The sequence below is a fragment of the Nonomuraea sp. NBC_00507 genome (assembly GCF_036013525.1).
GTDB lineage: Bacteria > Actinomycetota > Actinomycetes > Streptosporangiales > Streptosporangiaceae > Nonomuraea.
In genome coordinates, this window is the sequence record NZ_CP107853.1 from 3,569,678 (window position 1) to 3,587,000 (window position 17,323).

Annotated in this window: 16 protein-coding genes and 1 tRNA gene; 13 read left to right on the top strand and 4 right to left on the bottom strand. The window is 69.3% G+C overall.

The window, feature by feature from the left end:
• The first annotated feature begins 109 nt into the window (after positions 1 to 109).
• The 5 genes from OHA25_RS17965 (at position 110) to OHA25_RS17985 (ending at position 4,845) form a co-directional block, all read left to right on the top strand.
• On the top strand, positions 110 to 994 hold the full coding sequence (locus tag OHA25_RS17965; RefSeq protein ID WP_327588718.1) for an NAD(P)-dependent oxidoreductase: 885 nt from the start codon (positions 110 to 112) through the stop codon (positions 992 to 994).
• Positions 991 to 1,764, top strand: a complete 774-nt coding sequence (locus tag OHA25_RS17970) for an SDR family oxidoreductase (RefSeq protein ID WP_327588719.1) — start codon at positions 991 to 993, stop codon at positions 1,762 to 1,764. The genes OHA25_RS17965 and OHA25_RS17970 overlap by 4 nt, the downstream gene beginning before the upstream one ends.
• Before the next feature lie 18 nt (positions 1,765 to 1,782).
• The gene (locus OHA25_RS17975) at positions 1,783 to 2,853 is read left to right on the top strand and encodes an L-idonate 5-dehydrogenase (RefSeq protein ID WP_327588720.1); all 1,071 of its coding nucleotides are present in this window, start codon (positions 1,783 to 1,785) and stop codon (positions 2,851 to 2,853) included.
• 67 nt (positions 2,854 to 2,920) lie between these two features.
• Entirely contained in the window at positions 2,921 to 3,922 is a 1,002-nt protein-coding gene (locus tag OHA25_RS17980; protein WP_327588721.1) for a 2-hydroxyacid dehydrogenase, read from the top strand.
• Positions 3,923 to 4,032: 110 nt separating this feature from the next.
• Positions 4,033 to 4,845: an IclR family transcriptional regulator gene (locus OHA25_RS17985; protein WP_327588722.1), complete on the top strand. Its 813-nt coding sequence runs from the start codon at positions 4,033 to 4,035 to the stop codon at positions 4,843 to 4,845.
• A gap of 6 nt (positions 4,846 to 4,851) precedes the next feature.
• On the opposite strand, the gene OHA25_RS17990 is transcribed toward OHA25_RS17985, so the two are convergent.
• The 4 genes from OHA25_RS17990 to OHA25_RS18005 all read right to left on the bottom strand — a co-directional run bounded on the left by OHA25_RS17990 (position 4,852) and on the right by OHA25_RS18005 (position 9,755).
• Positions 4,852 to 5,694, bottom strand: a complete 843-nt coding sequence (locus OHA25_RS17990) for an NUDIX hydrolase (protein WP_327588723.1) — start codon at positions 5,692 to 5,694, stop codon at positions 4,852 to 4,854.
• Positions 5,687 to 7,747 carry an RNA degradosome polyphosphate kinase gene (locus tag OHA25_RS17995; RefSeq protein WP_327588724.1) on the bottom strand — a complete coding sequence of 687 codons (2,061 nt, stop codon included), beginning with the start codon at positions 7,745 to 7,747 and terminating at the stop codon, positions 5,687 to 5,689. The genes OHA25_RS17990 and OHA25_RS17995 overlap by 8 nt, the downstream gene beginning before the upstream one ends.
• Positions 7,748 to 7,867: 120 nt before the next feature.
• Entirely contained in the window at positions 7,868 to 8,773 is a 906-nt protein-coding gene (locus OHA25_RS18000) for a TetR/AcrR family transcriptional regulator (RefSeq protein WP_327590998.1), read from the bottom strand.
• Positions 8,774 to 8,816: 43 nt separating this feature from the next.
• Positions 8,817 to 9,755, bottom strand: a complete 939-nt coding sequence (locus tag OHA25_RS18005) for an acyl-CoA desaturase (RefSeq protein ID WP_327588725.1) — start codon at positions 9,753 to 9,755, stop codon at positions 8,817 to 8,819.
• 277 nt (positions 9,756 to 10,032) lie between these two features.
• Here OHA25_RS18005 and OHA25_RS18010 point away from each other — a divergent pair.
• From OHA25_RS18010 to cysD, 8 genes are all read left to right on the top strand, one after another.
• Positions 10,033 to 10,104: transfer RNA gene (locus OHA25_RS18010), tRNA-Gln, on the top strand.
• Between the two features lie 126 nt (positions 10,105 to 10,230).
• Positions 10,231 to 11,682: a bifunctional UDP-N-acetylglucosamine diphosphorylase/glucosamine-1-phosphate N-acetyltransferase GlmU gene (gene glmU / locus OHA25_RS18015; protein ID WP_327588726.1), complete on the top strand. Its 1,452-nt coding sequence runs from the start codon at positions 10,231 to 10,233 to the stop codon at positions 11,680 to 11,682.
• Positions 11,679 to 12,656, top strand: coding sequence for a ribose-phosphate diphosphokinase (locus tag OHA25_RS18020; protein WP_327588727.1), 978 nt, complete (start codon positions 11,679 to 11,681; stop codon positions 12,654 to 12,656). Before glmU ends, OHA25_RS18020 begins: the two co-directional genes overlap by 4 nt.
• A 99-nt stretch (positions 12,657 to 12,755) precedes the next feature.
• Positions 12,756 to 13,373, top strand: coding sequence for a 50S ribosomal protein L25/general stress protein Ctc (locus OHA25_RS18025; RefSeq protein WP_327588728.1), 618 nt, complete (start codon positions 12,756 to 12,758; stop codon positions 13,371 to 13,373).
• A gap of 60 nt (positions 13,374 to 13,433) precedes the next feature.
• Positions 13,434 to 14,018 (top strand): aminoacyl-tRNA hydrolase, encoded by a 585-nt coding sequence (gene pth, locus OHA25_RS18030; RefSeq protein ID WP_327588729.1) that lies wholly within the window; start codon positions 13,434 to 13,436, stop codon positions 14,016 to 14,018.
• A gap of 109 nt (positions 14,019 to 14,127) precedes the next feature.
• Positions 14,128 to 15,558, top strand: a complete 1,431-nt coding sequence (locus tag OHA25_RS18035) for a sugar transferase (protein WP_327588730.1) — start codon at positions 14,128 to 14,130, stop codon at positions 15,556 to 15,558.
• On the top strand, positions 15,558 to 16,322 hold the full coding sequence (locus OHA25_RS18040; protein ID WP_327588731.1) for a 3'(2'),5'-bisphosphate nucleotidase CysQ: 765 nt from the start codon (positions 15,558 to 15,560) through the stop codon (positions 16,320 to 16,322). The genes OHA25_RS18035 and OHA25_RS18040 overlap by 1 nt, the downstream gene beginning before the upstream one ends.
• A 19-nt stretch (positions 16,323 to 16,341) precedes the next feature.
• The gene (gene cysD, locus OHA25_RS18045) at positions 16,342 to 17,256 is read left to right on the top strand and encodes a sulfate adenylyltransferase subunit CysD (RefSeq protein WP_327588732.1); all 915 of its coding nucleotides are present in this window, start codon (positions 16,342 to 16,344) and stop codon (positions 17,254 to 17,256) included.
• Positions 17,257 to 17,323: the final 67 nt, after the last annotated feature.

Here is a 17,323-nt window from a genome sequence, read left to right on the forward strand (position 1 = left end):
GGTAGATCGGGCCATTGGGGAGGTCTGGGCCGCGATCGGAGCTTGCCAGGCGCCATCAACGAGGGTTCAATATGCTGATAAGAGGACAGAATATGGGCCAGGAGGGCGCATGGAGGAGCAGATAGAGGTGGGGATCGCCGGGCTGGGCGTCATGGGCGCGGCCATCGCCCGCCGGCTGGTGAAGCAGGGGTGGCCGGTGCGGGTCTACGACATCCGGCCCGACGCCGTCGCCGAGCTCTCCTCAGAAGGGGCGCTCGCGGCGCGGTCGCCGGGGCATCTCGCCGAGTCGTCCGTGGTGCTCCTCTCCCTCAACACCGCCGACATCGTCGAGGACGTGGCCTTCGGGCCGGAGGGCGTGCTCGCCGGCGCGCCGGACGGCGTACTGGTGATCGACATGTCCAGCATCGACCCCGAGCGCACGCGCGAGTTCGCCCGGCGCGCCGCGAAGCTCGGCGCCGGCTGGGTGGACGCGCCGCTGTCCGGCGGGGCGCCGGGAGCCGCGCGTGGTGAGCTGACCCTGATGCTCGGCGGTGATGACGAGCACGTGGAGCGGGCCCTGCCCGTGCTGGAAGACCTGGCCTCCCGGCTGACCCACCTCGGCCCGGCGGGCTCCGGGCAACTGGCGAAGTCCATCAACCAGGTGCTGGTCGGTTGCGGGTTCGCCGCCCTCGCCGAGGCCGCCGCGCTGGTGCGGGCGGCCGGGCTGCCGGCGCGGCAGGTGCTCGCGGCGCTCTCCGGGGGTAGGGGGGACTCCGCGCTGTTGCAGGAGTTCTTCGTGAAGTTCGCCGAGTTCGATCTCTCGCCGACCGGGAGAGTCAGCAATATGGTCAAAGATCTGGAAGCCGCCCGCGACTACGCGCGCTCGGCCGGCGTGCCGCTGCCGGTCACCTCCGCCGTGGCCGAGCTGCACCGCTGGCTGGCCGCCGCCGGTCACGGCGAGGCCGACAACGCCGCACTGATGCACTACTACTGTCCGACGGAGGCCGGCTCATGAAGGGTTCCGCGTTGTTCGACCTGTCGGGGCGCCGCGCTCTGGTGACGGGGTCCAGCAAGGGCATCGGGGAGGCCCTGGCCACCGGACTGGCCGAGGCGGGCGCCGAGATCGTGCTCAACGGCCGCGACCCCGAGGTGCTGGAGCGCGCACGGGACAGGCTGGTGGAACGCACCGGGGCGAAGGCGCACGCGATGCCCTTCGACGTCACCGACCCGGCGGCCGTGCAGCGGGCGGTCCAGGAGATCGAGCACCGGGTCGGCGCGGTGGACATCCTGGTGAACAACACCGGGATCCAGCACCGTGAGCCGCTGCTCCAGGTGCCGGCGGAGACCTTCGACAGGGTCGTCCACACCAATCTGACCAGCGCTTTCCTCGTCGGACGCGCGGTCGCCGCAGGCATGATCGAGCGCGGTTACGGAAAGATCGTCAATATCTGCTCCGTGCAGACCTGGCTCGCCCGGCCCGGCATCGCGGCCTACTCCGCGTCCAAGGGAGGCCTGGCGATGCTGACCAAGGGCATGTGCGCGGAATGGGCGGGCTCCGGGGTGACGGTCAACGGGCTCGCCCCCGGATACGTGATCACCGAGCTGACCCGCCCGCTCGTCGACGATCCCCCCTTCGACGCCTGGATCCGGGGCCGCACCCCGGCCGGGCGCTGGGCGTCCGTCGAGGATCTCGTCGGAACGCTGGTGTGGCTCGCGGCACCGGCGTCGGATTTCGTCAACGGCCAGGTCATCGCCGTCGACGGCGGACTGACCGCGGTCGTCTGAGGAAGGGTGGGTCAAGACATGACGTCGACGACGACGCGGCCGGCCATGCGCGCGGTGGTGGCGCACGGCGCGGGAGACCTGCGCCTGGAAGAACGGCCCATTCCGGTGCCCGGACCGGGCGAGGTGGCGGTGGACATCAGGTACGGCGGCATCTGCGGCTCCGACCTGCATTACTGGCGGCACGGCGCGGTCGGCGAGTTCCGCTTGCGCGAGCCGCTGATCCTCGGCCACGAGATCGTGGGCCGGGTGCGTGCGGCCGGCCCCGGCGCGCGGCTGTCCCCAGGAACCCCGGTGGCCGTGCACCCGCTGGTGTCGTGCGGGAAATGCCGGCAGTGCCGCGCCGGGCGGCGCAACACGTGCCTGGACACCGGCTACCTCGGGAGCGCCGCCCGCTCCCCCCACGTGCAGGGCGGCTTCGCCGACGTCCTGGTGGCACCCGCCGAGCGGGTGCTGCCGCTCCCCGAGGGCCTGGATCTGAGGACGGCCGCCGTGGCCGAGCCGGCGGCGGTGGCCTGGCACGCCGTGCGGCAGGCGGGCGATGTGCGCGGCAAACGGGTGCTCGTGACCGGTGCGGGTCCCATCGGCTGCCTGGTGGTCGCGGCGCTGCGGGCGTCCGGCGCCGGCGAGATCGTCGTGACCGACGTGTTCGAGGAGCCGCTGACGGTCGCGAAGGCAGTGGGCGCCACCTCGGTGATCCGCGTCGGCGGGGCCTCGGACACCGGCGTGATCGAGGACCTGGCGGCGGATCTCGCCATCGAGTCCTCCGGCACCTCCGCGGGCCTGCGCAGCTGCGTGTACGGGGTGGACCGGGGCGCCACCGTGGTGGGCCTCGGCCTGCTTCCGCCAGGCGACACGCCGGTCCCCGCCAACACGATGATCACTCGGGAGCTTCGGTTCGTCGGCTCTTTCCGCTTCGACACCGAGCTCGGGGAGGTCCTCCAGGCACTGGAGGACGGCCGCCTCGCCGTCGATCCGGTGATCACCTCCGTGCTTCCGGCGGAACGCGCGAACGACGCGTTCGAGCTGGCCGCCGACCCGGCGCGCTCCTGCAAGGTCCTGCTCGGCTTCGCCGATCCCGGCGCGGCGTGACCATGCCGCCCGCCGGTCCGGGTACGCCTGGTGTAAGTCTGAAGATTTCCCTGAAACGGAGCACAACATGTCTGGCACGCCCGCATCTCGCCCGCGCGTCGCGGTTTCCCGCGCCGACCTCCCGGGAGACGCCGTCGCCCGCCTGGCCGAGCGCTACGACGTCACCGTGTGGGCGGGGACGGCGCCACCAGTCCCCGCCGAGCTCGCCGACCTGGCCCACGGGTGCGACGCCCTGCTCGCCGTTGGCAACGACCGCATCGGAGGCGAGTTCCTGGACGCGGCCGGGCCGCGGTTGCGCGTCGTGGCGCTGGCGTCGATGGGGTACGACAGCGTCGACGTGGCGGCGGCCGGCGAGCGCGGTGTCGTCGTCACACACACGCCGGACGTGCTGGCCGACACCACCGCCGATGTGGCGATGGCGCTGATCCTGATGGCGCGGCGCCGCCTGGTCGCCGGCATGGACGCCATGCGGCGCGGCGAGTGGGGCTCGGCCGCCGTGAACGAGTTCTTCGGCCTCGACGTCCACGGCGCGACCCTCGGGCTGATCGGCTACGGCCAGATCGCCCGCGCCCTGGCTCGCCGGGCGGCCGGGTTCGGCATGCGGGTGCAGCACCATCACCCGAGACGAAAGGAGGACGACGTGCTGTCTCGCTGGGTCCCCTTCGACGAGCTGCTGTCGACCAGCGACGTGGTCTCCATCCACACGCCTCTGACACCTGAGACCTCGGGCATGATCGGCCGCGAGGAGCTGGCCAGGATGAAGCCGACGGCGACTCTGGTCAACACCGCCCGGGGCGGGATCGTCGACGAGGATGCCCTGCTGGCGGCCCTGCGCCGAGGCGAGCTGCACTCGGCGGGACTCGATGTGATGACCGATGAGCCCCGTACGGATCCGGCCGATCCGCTGTTCGCCGAGCCGCGCCTGGTGGTGCTGCCGCACGTGGGCTCGGCGACCGGGGCGACGCGCGCGGCGATGACCGACCTCGCGGCCCGCAACATCGAGGCCGTCCTCGGTGGCGAGGCCGCGCCGACCCCGCTGCCCGGAACCCAGGACCGGCCGGGTCACTGACCTCGTCTGTCGCGCTGGCGGAACGTCGTTCCAAAAACTGTACAGAGGTACCGCGGTCTGGGTCATCGTTCGTAGTATGGGAGCACAGCGTAATGACAAGAGGAGCCCTCATGATCCAGGCCGTCGGCGCCTCTCTGGCGGAGCAGCCCGAGGAGCGTTCGCTGCGCTCGGTCGAAAGCCGCTCCCCTGCAGTGACCAGGGCGGTCGCGGTGCTGGAGATCCTCTCCAAGAGCAGGCGGCCGCTGTCCGTGACCGAGCTGGCGAGGGCGCTCGACCTGGCGAAGTCCACCGTCGCGAATCTCTGCGCGGCGCTGGAGGACAGCCACATGATCCGCCGCATCGACGGCCGCTGGGCGCTGGATTACAAGGTGCTCGAGCTCGGCCAGGGCTTCCTCGCCGGCACCGACATACTGGGCGAGTTCCGCACGGGCGCCGCCGCGCTTCCCGCGGCCTCGCAGGAGACGCTGCTGCTGGCCACGCTGGACGACCTCGAGGTCGTCTACCTCGCCCGGCACGACGGCAGCCAGCCCGTCCGGCTGGCCAGCGACATCGGGCGGCGCATGCCGGCCGTGGTGACCGCGCTCGGCAAGGCCATGCTCGCCTCTCTTCCCGCGGACGAGCTGGAGCGGCGCCTGGCCCGAGTGCACGAGCTGCCGGCGTTCACGCCCCGTTCCCACCGGAGCATGGACGCTCTGCGCCGTGATCTGGACAGCACTCGCGAGCGCGGCTATTCCGTCGACGACGAGGAAAACACCGAAGGCATCACCTGCGTGGGCGTCGCCGTGCCCGGCGACCGCCCCACTCCCGTGGCGGTCAGCGCGACCCTGCTCACCGTGCGGTTCACCACCCGGCTCCGCGAGTCCCTCGTCGAGGACCTCGGCTCGCTCGCGCAGCGCCTGGCCAGGGTCGCCCCCATCTCGTGAGGCCGGTCAGGCGGCGTAGCGCTCCACGCTGACGACCTGCCCGCCCGTCTTGTGCAGCACCGCGAACGCGCCCTTGCGCAGGTGCACGTTCTTGCCGCTCAGCGCCTGGATCAGCTCGGGCAGCACCTTGCCGTGACTGCACACGGCGGCGGGCACCGTGATGTCCCTGACCAGGGCCGGCGTCTTGTGCGGGTCCTGACTCTCCTCGCTGAGCAGCGGCTCGACCTTGATCTCGCCGTCATAGGCGTCATCGTAGGGTTCTAAGGTCTGCACGCAGCGGGCGCTGGGCGAGCTCATCAGGACCTCGGGCCGGTACGCGGGCAGCGCGGTGGCCAGGGTGGCCGCCTGGGAGCGGCCGACGGTGTCCAGCGGCCGCAGCGCGTCGTCGCCGGTCCACTCGCTCCTGGAGCCGGCCGAGCCGTGCCTGATGAGGACGAGGGGCACGGTCTCGAGCGGCGCGACCGACAGAGCCCGCAACAGCCCGGCGTCCCATTCGTACGTCAGCAGCGCCTTGGCCTCCTCCAGCGGAAGCCAGCGCAGCTCGTCCACTTCTTCGCCGGGCGCGAACCCGTCGTCGGCGACCGCGCGGGCCGTCCAGTAGTCGACCCGCTTGAGCCGGCCCCTGCTGATGTAGTGCACGGGCGGCAGGGCGCGGCCGAGCGCGACGGTCATGCCGGTCTCCTCGCGTACTTCGCGGAGGGCGGCGGCGATCACGTGTTCCCCGGTCTTCAGCTTGCCCTTGGGGAAGGTCCAGTCGTCGTAGGCGGGGCGGTGAATGACAGCGACCTGGGGGCTGCTCTCCGCGCCCCTCCAGACCACGGCTCCGGCTGCGCGGAGCAGGTCAGTCATCAACGGTCCTCCAGCGGCGCGTACTGATGAGATGGCTCTGCAGGTCCTCGCCGGGATGGCGGGCCCACGTGCCATCGGAGTTGAGCCACCACACGCTCGTGGTCTCGGCCATGGCCTTGTCCATCAGCTCGATGAGGTAGGCCTTGTGCTGCTGCGACGTCACCTTGACCAGGGCTTCGACGCGGCGATCGATGTTCCTGCGCATGAGGTCGGCGCTGCCGATCCAGACCTCGGGCCGCCGGCCCAGGCCGAACTCGTACACCCGGGAGTGCTCGAGGAAGCGCCCCAGAATTGACCTTACGCGGATATTTTCGGACAGGTCCGGGACGCCCGGCCTGAGGATGCAAATGCCACGCACCCACAGGTCCACCGGGACTCCCGCCCTGGACGCCCGGTAGAGCGCGTCGATGAGCTGCTCGTCCACCAGCGAGTTGGTCTTGATCCGGATCCTGGCGGGGCGGCCGGCCTGCTGGTGGGCGATCTCCCGCTCGATCCTGGCCAGCAGCCCGGTGCGCATGGAGTGCGGCGCGACCAGCAGCCTGCGGTAGGCGGAGTGGTTGGAGTAGCCGGTCAGGTGGATGAACAGGTCGGTGACGTCCTCGCCGACCAGCGGGTCCGCCGTGAGCAGGCCGAAGTCCTCGTAATGGCGGGCGGTCTTGGGGTTGTAGTTGCCGGTGCCGATGTGGCAGTAGCGGCGCAGCTCGCCCGAGGCCTCCTGGCGCACGACCAGGGCCAGCTTGCAGTGGGTCTTCAGGCCGACCACGCCGTAGACGACGTGGCAGCCGGCGCGCTCCAGCTTCCTGGCCCAGGAGATGTTGGCGTGCTCGTCGAAGCGGGCCTTGATCTCCACGACCACCACGACCTGCTTGCCGGCCTCGGCCGCGTCGATCAGGGCGTTGACGATGGGGGAGTCACCGCTGGTCCGATAGAGGGTCTGCTTGATCGCCAGCACCCTGGGGTCGTCCGCGGCCACCTCGATGAAGCGCTGCACGCTGGTGGCGAAGGAGTCGTACGGGTGGTGCAGCAGCACGTCGCGCTCGCGCAGGACCGCGAAGAGGTCGTCCTCGGCGTTGATCACCTCCGCCGGCACGAAGGGGCGGTAGCTGAGCTCGCCGCGCTCCAGATCGGCGATGGCGTGCAGGCCCGTCAGGTCGAGCGGCCCGGACAGGCGGTAGATCTCGTGCGGCGCCAGCTCCAGCTCCTCCACGAGCGGGGCCAGCACCTCAGGCGTGATCGTGTCCTCGACCTCCAGCCGCACCGGCGGGCCGAAGCGCCGCTTGAGCAGCTCCTTCTCCAGGGCCTGCATGAGGTTCTCGGTGACGTCCTCGTCGACGTCGAGGTCCTCGTTCCTGGTGACACGGAAGGCGTGGTGCTGGAGGATCTCCATGCCCTTGAAGAGCTGGCCCAGGTGGGCTGCGATCACGTCCTCAAGGGGGACGAACCGGTCCTTGGACGCCTGGACGAACCGCGGCAGCTGCGAGGGGACCTTGACCCGGGCGAAGACCGTGTGATCGGTCACCGGGTTGCGCACCAGAACCGCCAGGTTCAGGCTGAGCCCGGAAATATAGGGAAACGGGTGTGCGGGGTCCACGGCCAGCGGTGTCAGCACCGGCCTGATCCGCTCCCTGAACAGCTTGCGCAGCTCCGTGCGCTCCTCGCGGCCCAGATCGTCCCACCGGACGATCTCGATGCCCTCGCCCGCCAGCTCCGGGGAGATCTTGTCGTGGAAGACCGACGCATGCCGCCTGGCCAGCTCGTCCGCGATCGCCGCGATCCTGACCAGCTCCTCGCGCGGCTTCAGCCCGCTCTTGGTCCGCAGCAGCAGGCCCGTCGCCATACGCCGCTTGAGGCCCGCCACCCGTACACGGAAGAACTCGTCCAGGTTGCTCGCGAAGATCGCGAGAAACCGCACCCGCTCGAGCAGCGGAAGTGTGGGGTCTTCGGCCAGTTCCAGCACCCGCTCGTTGAACTGGAGCCAGCTCTCCTCACGGTTGAGGAACCGTTCCTGTGGCAGCGGCAGGTCGTTGGCAGATTGCAGCGGTTCGGCGGACATATGACCTATATTGCCCTTATTGGTTGAACAGAACGTTAACGGAGTAGCAACGACGCGCTCCGGCCGGTCATTCCCGATCGGCCATTCAGGTCATTGTGGCGGCGCGTGCGTGCAAAGCCGTCACTCCGGCTGATCAACCTGCTCAAGACGGGCGGCGCGCTCGGCCAGCCGCGCCTCCCGCTGGCGGATCTTCTCCTCGCGCTCGTGCGCTTTCTCCGCCTCTTTCAAGAGCCGCTCGCGCTCCTTCAGCTCGCGCACCCGGGCCTTTTCGGCCTCTTTGAGTTCGCGCTGGCGGATCTTCTCCGCCTCCTTGGCCTCCTTCTCGCGGGCCTTCTCGAACTCGCGCAGTTCCTTCTCGCCCGCGCGGGGCTTGGCCGGCGAGGGGAAGAGCTCGCGGCTGACCGCGGTGATGGTGGGGTTGGCGTTGAGCCCGGTCAGGCCGTTCCAGGCCAGGTTGACGAGGTGGGCGGCGACCTCCTCGCGGCCCGGTTTGCGTACGTCCAGCCACCACTGGCCGGTCAGTGCCACCATGCCCACCAGCATCTGCGCGTACATCGGCGCGAGCTTGGGATCGTAGCCGCGGGCCGCGAACTCGTCGGCCAGGACGTCCTCGACCTGGCTGGCGATCTCGCTGATCAGGCTCGCGAACGTGCCGGTGCCCGACGCGGCGTGCGAGTCGCGCACCAGGATGCGGAAGCCCTCGCTGCTCTCCTCGATGTACTGCAGCAACGCCAGTGCGGCGCGCTCCAGCTTGATGAGGGAGTGAGAGGCCGACAGGGCCTCGGTGATCATGGTGAGGAGTTTTTGCATCTCGCGGTCGACCACGACCGCGTAGACGCCCTCCTTGCCACCGAAATGCTCGTATACCACGGGTTTCGACACCTGTGCGGTAGCGGCGATTTCCTCGATAGAGGTCCCGTCGAACCCCTTCTCCGCGAAGAGCGTGCGACTGATGCGGATCAGCTGCTCTCGTCGCTCGCTGCCGGACATACGCCTGCGAGATCGGGGTTCGGTCACGGTTTCCATAATGACGGCCACGGATCCATGGCCGTTCATCGGATTATCGTCGTCAGGCAATGCGCTTCGCCGCCAGGCGCTCCGGCGTCGGCCAGCGGACGTCGTACACCCAGCCCAGCTTCTCGAAGATCCTGATCAGGCCGGCGCTCAGGTCGATCTGGCCCTTGAGCGCGCCGTGGCGGGCGCAGGTCGGGTCGGAGTGGTGCAGGTTGTGCCACGACTCGCCGAAGGACGGGATGGCCAGCCACCACACGTTGCGGGACTTGTCGCGCACCTGGAAGTCCTCTTCGCCGAAGACGTGGCAGATGGAGTTGATCGACCAGGTCACGTGGTGCAGCAGGCCGATGCGGACGAGCGTGCCCCAGAACAGCGCGGTCAGCGCGCCCTGCCAGGACCAGGTGATGAGCCCGCCCAGGACGCCGGGCAGCACCATCGAGGCAACGGCGAGCGGGCCGAACCACTTGTGCAGCTTGACCACGTCCTGGTCCTTGCACAGGTCCGGCGCGTACTTCTCCCTGTTGGTGCGCTCGCTCTCGAACAGCCAGCCCATGTGGGCGTAGAGCAGACCCTTGGCCATGTTCTTGAAACCAGGGCCGAAGCGCCACGGCGAGTGCGGGTCGCCCTCCTTGTCGGAGAATTTGTGGTGCTTGCGGTGCGTGGCCACCCAGTCGAGCACGGACATCTCCAGCGACAGGCTGCCGGCGATGCCGAGGGCGATCTTCAGCGGTCGCTTGGCCTTGAACGAGCCGTGCGTGAAGTAGCGGTGCAGCCCCACGGTGACGCCGAGTCCCGAGACCATGTAGAAGACGAACGCGATCGCGATGTCCGTCCAGCCGAGACCCCATCCCCATGCGAGCGGCACGGCAGCGGCGATCGCGACCAAGGGCAGTCCGACGACCAGACCGAAGATGATCAGTTCTGCGCGGGATTTCGGCTCGGGTTCGAAGTCGGGCTTTGGGGTGGGTGCGGAGCGCTCGGCGATAACGGTCATGGGCGACCTCCAACGACATGTATGAGGATGAATGTCCTGGCTACGCAACCGTAACCTACGCCATCGTAAGTAAGGAAGACCTAAGCAAGCATGTGGGGAATGTGACGGGTTGCCCGCGCAAGGTGAGCGGGTTCGTGCCTTGCTGCTTTAGGGACGGTCTGTTAAGGGGCGTTACCGCCGTCACCTGCGGAGTTCCGGCACGGAGGTAATTACGGGCGCGCGCCGGGGTCCGGGCTCTGTATCGTAGGGGGGTGTCGGACGTCACGTGTCCGATCTATCCCGGATCGTCTAATCGGCAGGACAAGTGGTTTTGGTCCACTTTGTAGGGGTTCGAGTCCTCTTCCGGGAGCCTTGAGGTCCTCCCCGAGAGAGAATGTTCCGGGTGCGGCCAGGTATCCTCACGGTGTCGGGAGGGTAGCGGTGCGGTAGCCGTACCAAATGCCCTGATCCGTCCAGTCACAGGGAGCCTCAGTCCGTGAGTGTGCCGCGCCCGGCAGCTGTCATCGTCCTCGCCGCGGGCGAGGGCACCCGGATGAAGAGCCGGACCCCGAAGGTCCTGCACGAGTTGTGCGGTCGCGCTCTGGTGGACCACATGCTCGCCGCCGCCCGCGACCTGGGGCCTGAGCGCCTCATCGTCGTCATCGGGCATGCGCTCGAGCAGGTCGGCGGCCACCTGGCCGCCACCAGCCCCGACGCGCGAGCCGTCGTCCAGCAGGAGCAGCGCGGCACCGGCCACGCGGTCCGCACCGTGCTCGAGGAGGTCGGCACGATCTCCGGCACGGTGCTGGTCACCTACGGCGACGTGCCGCTCCTGCGCACCGAGACCCTCGCCGCGCTGCTCGAACGGCACGCCGCCGAGGGCAATGCGGTCACCGTGCTGACCGCCGAGGTGCCCGATCCGACCGGCTACGGGCGGATCATCCGCGACGGGAACGGCGCCGTCCTGGAGATCGTCGAGGAGAAGGACGCCACGCCGGAGCAGCGTGCCATCAAGGAGATGAACTCCGGCATCTACGCCTTCGACGGCGAACTGCTCGCCGACGGCGTCAAGCGCGTGTCCACCGACAACGCTCAGGGCGAGGAATACCTCACCGACGTCCTGTCCATCCTGCGCGGCGACGGCCACCGGGTCGGCGCCTGCGTGGCCGGCGACCACGTCGAGGTCGAGGGCGTCAACGACCGCGTGCAGCTCGCCGCCGCCCGCAAGGTGCTCAACCAGCGCCTGCTGGAGGGCCACATGCGGGCCGGCGTCACGATCATCGACCCGGCCAGCACCTGGATCGACGTCGGCGTGCGGATCGCGTCCGACGCCGTCATCCATCCCGGCACGCAGCTGCACGGCGACACCGTCATCGAGACCGGCGCCGAGGTCGGCCCGGCCACCACGCTGACCGGCACCCGGGTGGGCGAGCGGGCCGTCGTGCGCAACGCCGTCTGCGACAGCGCCGAGATCGGCCCCGAGGCCAACGTCGGCCCCTACGCCTACCTGCGGCCCGGCACCGTGCTCGGGCGCAAGTCCAAGGCCGGCACGTTCGTCGAGATGAAGAACGCGAAGGTCGGCGACCGCTCGAAGGTGCCGCACCTGACCTACGCGGGCGACGCCACGATCGGCGAGGACGCCAACATCGGCGCCGCCACCGTCTTCGTCAACTACGACGGGGTCAACAAACACCACACCACCGTGGGCGACGGCGTATTCGTCGGCTGCGACACCATGCTCGTCGCCCCGGTGACCGTCAACGACGGCGCCTACACGGCGGCGGGCTCGGTGATCGTGGACGAGGTGCCCCCCGGCGCCATGGGAGTGGCGCGGGCACGGCAGCGCAACATCGAGAAATGGGTCTTGCGCAGGCGCGCGGGCACGAAGTCGGCCGCGGCCGCCGAGCGGGCGCTGGCGCGGCAAGAGCAGCAGGAGAAAGAACAGTGACCAGCATCAAGCAGCCTGGAGAGAAGAACCTCATGCTCTTCTCCGGGCGGGCCCACCCGGAGCTGGCGGAGGAGGTCGCCCGGCATGTCGGCGTCTCACTCACTCCGACCAAGCTGGTCGATTTCGCCAATGGCGAGATCTATGTCCGCTTCATGGAGTCCGTACGCGGCTGCGACGCCTTCGTGATCCAGAGCCACACCGGGCCCATCAACAAGTGGATCATGGAACAGCTCATCATGGTCGACGCGCTGAAGCGGGCCTCCGCCAAGCGCATCACCGTGGTCATGCCGTTCTTCGGCTACGCCCGCCAGGACAAGAAGGGCCGCGGACGCGAGCCCATCACGGCCCGGCTGATGGCCGACATGTTCAAGACTGCGGGGGCCGACCGGCTCATGTCGATCGACCTGCACACCTCGCAGATCCAGGGCTTCTTCGACGGGCCGGTGGACCACCTGTTCGCCATGCCGGTCCTGGAGCGCTACCTCAGGAACAAGCTGGACCTGGAGCGCACCACCGTCGTCTCGCCCGACACCGGCCGCGTCCGCCTGTCGGAGCGTTGGGCCGACACGCTCGGCACGCCGATGGCGTTCATCCACAAGCGCCGCGACCTCGACGTGGCCAACCAGGTGAAGGTCAACGAGGTGGTCGGAGACGTACGCGGGCGCACCTGCGTGGTGATCGACGACATGATCGACACCGCGGGGACGATCTGCAAGGCCGCCGACGCCCTCTACGAGCAGGGCGCCACCAATGTGATCACCGCCGCCACCCACGCGGTCTTCTCCGACCCGGCCGTGGACCGGCTGAAGAACTCCAGGATCTCCGAGGTCATCGTCACCAACACGCTGCCGTTGGCGCAGGCCAGCAGGTTCGACAAGCTGACGGTCCTGTCCATCGCGCCGCTCATCGCCCGGGCCATCACCGAGATCTTCAACGACGGCTCGGTGACGAGCTTGTTCGAGGGTGACACCTGACGCCTATAGAATGAGCAGGTTGCGCTCGTAACGCCTTCCGCTAGGGCGGGTGAGGGAGAGCGCACCACACCGATCCCCGATGCATCCCTAGGAGATGGCATGTCTGAAGTACGTATCGCCGCCGAGTCCCGCACCGTGTTCGGCAAGGGCGCCGCTCGCAAGATCCGCCGCGCCAACAAGGTGCCTGCCGTTCTCTACGGGCACGGCATCGACCCCAAGCACCTGAGCCTGCCCGGCCACGAGGTGCTGCTCGCGCTCCGCACGCCCAACGTGCTGATCCGCCTCGAGGGTGACGGCGTGGACGAGCTGGCCCTGCCCAAGGGCGTGCAGCGCGACCCGATCAAGGGCTTCGTCGAGCACGTCGACCTGCTCCTGGTCAAGCGCGGCGAGAAGGTCACCGTCGAGATCCCGGTCACCACCGTCGGCGACGTGCACTCCGACGGCCTGCTCGACCAGCAGCTCGTCCAGGTCGCCGTGGAGGCCGAGGCCACCCACATCCCGACCGGCGTCGAGGTCAACGTCGAGGGCCTGACAGTCGGCACCGCCATCACCGCCGCCCAGCTCCAGCTCCCGCAGGGCGCCACGCTGGTCGCCGGCCCCGAGACCGTCATCCTCCAGGTCATCGCCAAGCCGGTCGAGGCTGCGGAGGAGGCCGCCGAGGGCGAGGTCGCCGTGGCCGCCGCCGAGGGCGAGACCGCCGAGGCCTCGGCCGAATAAGCACCGTAAAACGGGGCGGCCGGCACACGGCCGCCCCGTTTTCGCGATTAAGGGAAGCGCATGGACCGCTGGCTGATCGCCGGACTGGGCAACCCGGGGCCCGAATACGCCGACAACCGGCACAACGCCGGATTCATGGTGCTCGACGAGCTGGCCGCCAGGGCGGGCGGGCGGTTCAAGGCGCACAAGAGCCGGGCCGAGGTGTGCGAGACCCGTGCCGCCATCCTGGCCAAGCCGCTGACGTACATGAACCTGTCCGGCGGGCCGGTCAAGGCGCTCGCCGACTTCTACAAGATCGGCCCGGACCGGCTGATCGTCGTGCACGACGAGCTTGACGTGCCCTACGGGGCGTTGCGCGCCAAGCTCGGCGGCGGCGACAACGGCCACAACGGTCTCAAGTCGATCACCAAGGTCCTGGGCACCCGCGACTACCTGCGGGTCCGGTTCGGCATCGGGCGCCCGCCCGGCCGCATGGACGCCGCCACCTTCGTGCTGAGGGACTTCGCCACCGCCGAACGCAAGGACCTGCCTTTTCTCGTCGACCGGGCGGCCGACGTCGTGGAATCGCTGATGGCCCGCGGCCTCGAAGCCACGCAGAACGAGTACCACCGGGCTGATCTGCACATTTCCGGCCCTCCTCGCTGATCACCGCATAGGTCCTTTCGCCGGTGCTCCGCTTGTCGTGTCGCTACGATCGGTGACTGTCCGCTCATGAATGGTCACAGTGGAGGCGTGCGTGCGCGGTGGGGGACTCATGACCGTCGGCCATGTGGTCTCATGGCGAGTCGGCCCCCGCGCGCCTGCCTGGATCCGCTCCTATCGCCTGTGCGCCGTCGCGGCCGACCTGTGCGGCGCCGGCATCGGGTCCGCCGTGGCCTTCTTCGTGCGCTTCGGCGGGCTCACCCCATACGCGCTTCCCTACCTACTGGTCAGCCTGGCGCTGCCGGTGGTGTGGACGTGCGCGGTGGCGCTCAACCGGGCCTATGAGCCGCGCTTGATCGGCGTCGGCTCCGAGGAGTTCCGCAGGATCCTGCAGTGCGGCGTGGCGCTCACCGCCGGCACCGCCATCGGGTCCTATCTGACCAAGACCGACGTCGCCCGCGGCTACGTCGTGCTCGCGCTGCCCCTGGTCACGCTGCTCACGCTGGTCTTCAGGCACGCGTTGCGCAGCGCGCTGCACCGGCGCAGGGCGGTCGGCGCCTGCATGCGCAAGGTCGTCGCGGCGGGCCACGCGGCCTCGATCGCCGAGCTGGTCGAGTTGTTCCGCAAGGAGCGTTACCACGGCATGGAGGTCGTGGCGGCTTGCGTGCCTGCGGCCGCGCCCGGGGAGTGGGTGGCCGGAGTGCCGGTGGTCGGCGACCTCAGCGACGTGCCGCTCGCGGTGGCACAGCTCGACGCCGACACCGTGGCCGTGCTGGCCTGCCCTGAGATGGACGGGCAGGCGCTGCGGCGACTGGCCTGGCGGCTGGAACGCACGCACACCGAGCTCGTGGTCGCTCCCGCGCTGATGGACGTGGCCGGGCCGCGCACCACGATCAGGCCCGCCGCCGGGCTGCCGCTCCTCCATGTGGAGCATCCCGAGCTGGCCGGGGCCAGGCAGCTGATCAAAAACGTCTTCGACCGGCTGGTCGCCGTCGCGCTGCTGGTGCTGCTCGCGCCGGTGCTGGCCGGGCTGGCGGCGGCCGTACGCGTGACGAGCCCCGGACCCGCGTTGTTCAGGCAGACCCGGGTGGGCAGGGACGGGAAACCGTTCACGATCCTGAAGTTCCGCACCATGCGGCGCGGCTCGGAGCAGCGGAAGATCACCTTGGTCAGCGACCGTGACGGGGTGCTGTTCAAGATCCGGAACGATCCACGCGTCACGCCGCTCGGCATGCGGATGCGCCGCCACTCGCTCGACGAGCTGCCCCAGCTCATCAACGTCGTGCTCGGCCACATGTCTCTGGTGGGGCCCAGGCCGCCGTTGCCGGAGGAGGTCGCGCGCTACGGTGACGACGTGCGCAGACGGCTCCTCGTACGTCCTGGGCTGACCGGACTGTGGCAGGTCAGTGGTAGATCTGACCTATCTTGGGAGGAATCCGTACGTCTCGACCTGCGTTACGTGGAGAACTGGTCCCTCACGCTGGACTTGCAGATCCTGTGGAAGACTTGGTCGGCTGTCGCCCGCGGGCAAGGAGCATATTGATGACGATTCGCGACGACCACGCGCTCGCCGCTGACTTGGCGAGCGAGGCGGGCGAGCGGCTGCTGCGGATAAGGGAGCGCCTGGGGTTCGGCGACGCGCCCGCGCTCAAGGCGGAAGGCGATCGGTCCTCCCACGTCTTTCTGATGGAGTCCCTGGCCCGGCTGCGGCCCTCCGACAGCGTGTTGTCGGAGGAGGCCACCCGCGAGGAGCGGCTCGACCCGCGCAGGCTCGCGGCGGACCGGGTGTGGATCGTGGATCCCCTCGACGGCACGCGCGAGTTTTCTGAGGAGGGCCGGGCTGACTGGGCCGTGCACGTGGCGTTGTGGGAGCGCGGGCAGCTGACCGCGGGCGCCGTGGCGCTGCCCGCCCAGGGCCGCACGCTGAGCACCGCCGAGCCGCCCAAGCCGCCCGCCTACGACGGAGGCCGCTTCCGCATCGCGGTCAGCCGCACCAGGCCGCCCGAGTTCGTCCAGAAATTGGCCTACCTTGCGGGCGCCGACCTCGTGCCGATCGGCTCGGCGGGGGCGAAGATCTCCGCGGTGCTCACCGGCGAGGTCGAGGCATACGTGCACGCCGGCGGCCAGTATGAGTGGGATTCCGCCGCGCCCGTCGCCGTCGCGCTGGCCGCCGGGGCCCACGCGAGCCGAATCGACGGCTCGCGGCTCACCTATAACCAAGCCGACCCGTCACTACCAGATATTCTGGTTTCCCTACCGGAGCTGGCGACATCTCTGCTCGCCGGCATTCGGGACCTGCACCGCTGAAACGCCGGAGGAAGCACCCATGCTCCAGCGCGACTACACCACGTCGCAGCTTGACGTGCTCGAAGCCGAGGCCATCCACATCATGCGAGAGGTGGCGGCCGAGTTCGAGCGTCCGTGTCTGCTCTTCTCCGGGGGCAAGGACTCGATCGTCATGCTCCGCATCGCGGAGAAGGCGTTCTGGCCCGCGCCGATTCCGTTCCCCCTGATGCATGTGGACACCAGCCACAACTTCGACGAGGTCATCGAGTTCCGCGACCGCCGATCGGCGGAGCTGGGCGCGCGCCTGATCGTGGCCAGTGTCCAGGACTCCATCGACCAGGGCCGGGTCGTGGAGGAGACGGGGCGGCGCGCCTCGCGTAACCGGCTGCAGACCACCACGCTGCTGGACGCGATCGAGGAGCACGAGTTCGACGCCGTGTTCGGCGGCGCGCGCCGCGACGAGGAGAAGGCCCGCGCCAAGGAGCGCGTGTTCTCCTTCCGCGACGACTTCGGTCAGTGGGACCCGAAGAACCAGCGCCCCGAGCTGTGGAACCTTTACAACGCGCGCATCCGCAAGGGCGAGCACATCCGCGTCTTCCCGCTGTCCAACTGGACCGAGCTCGACGTCTGGGACTACATCAGGCGCGAGGGCATCGAGATCCCCTCCATCTACTTCGCCCACACCCGCAAGGTGTTCGAGCGTGACGGCATGCTGCTGCCCGACTCCGACGTCGTGCAGCGCGGCGACGACGAGCCGCTGTTCGAGGCCGTCGTCCGTTACCGGACCGTGGGTGACATGACCTGCACCGGCGCCGTGCAGTCCACGGCCGCCACGGTCGAGGAGATCATCGAGGAGATCGCGGTCACCCGGATCACCGAGCGCGGGGCCACCAGGGCCGACGACCGCTCGTCCGAGGCCGCCATGGAAGACCGGAAACGAGAGGGCTACTTCTAATGCCAACCGTCCGTACCAGTTCCGGTTCACCCTGGAAGACCGGCTGTGTCTACTTCAAGGGCTACTT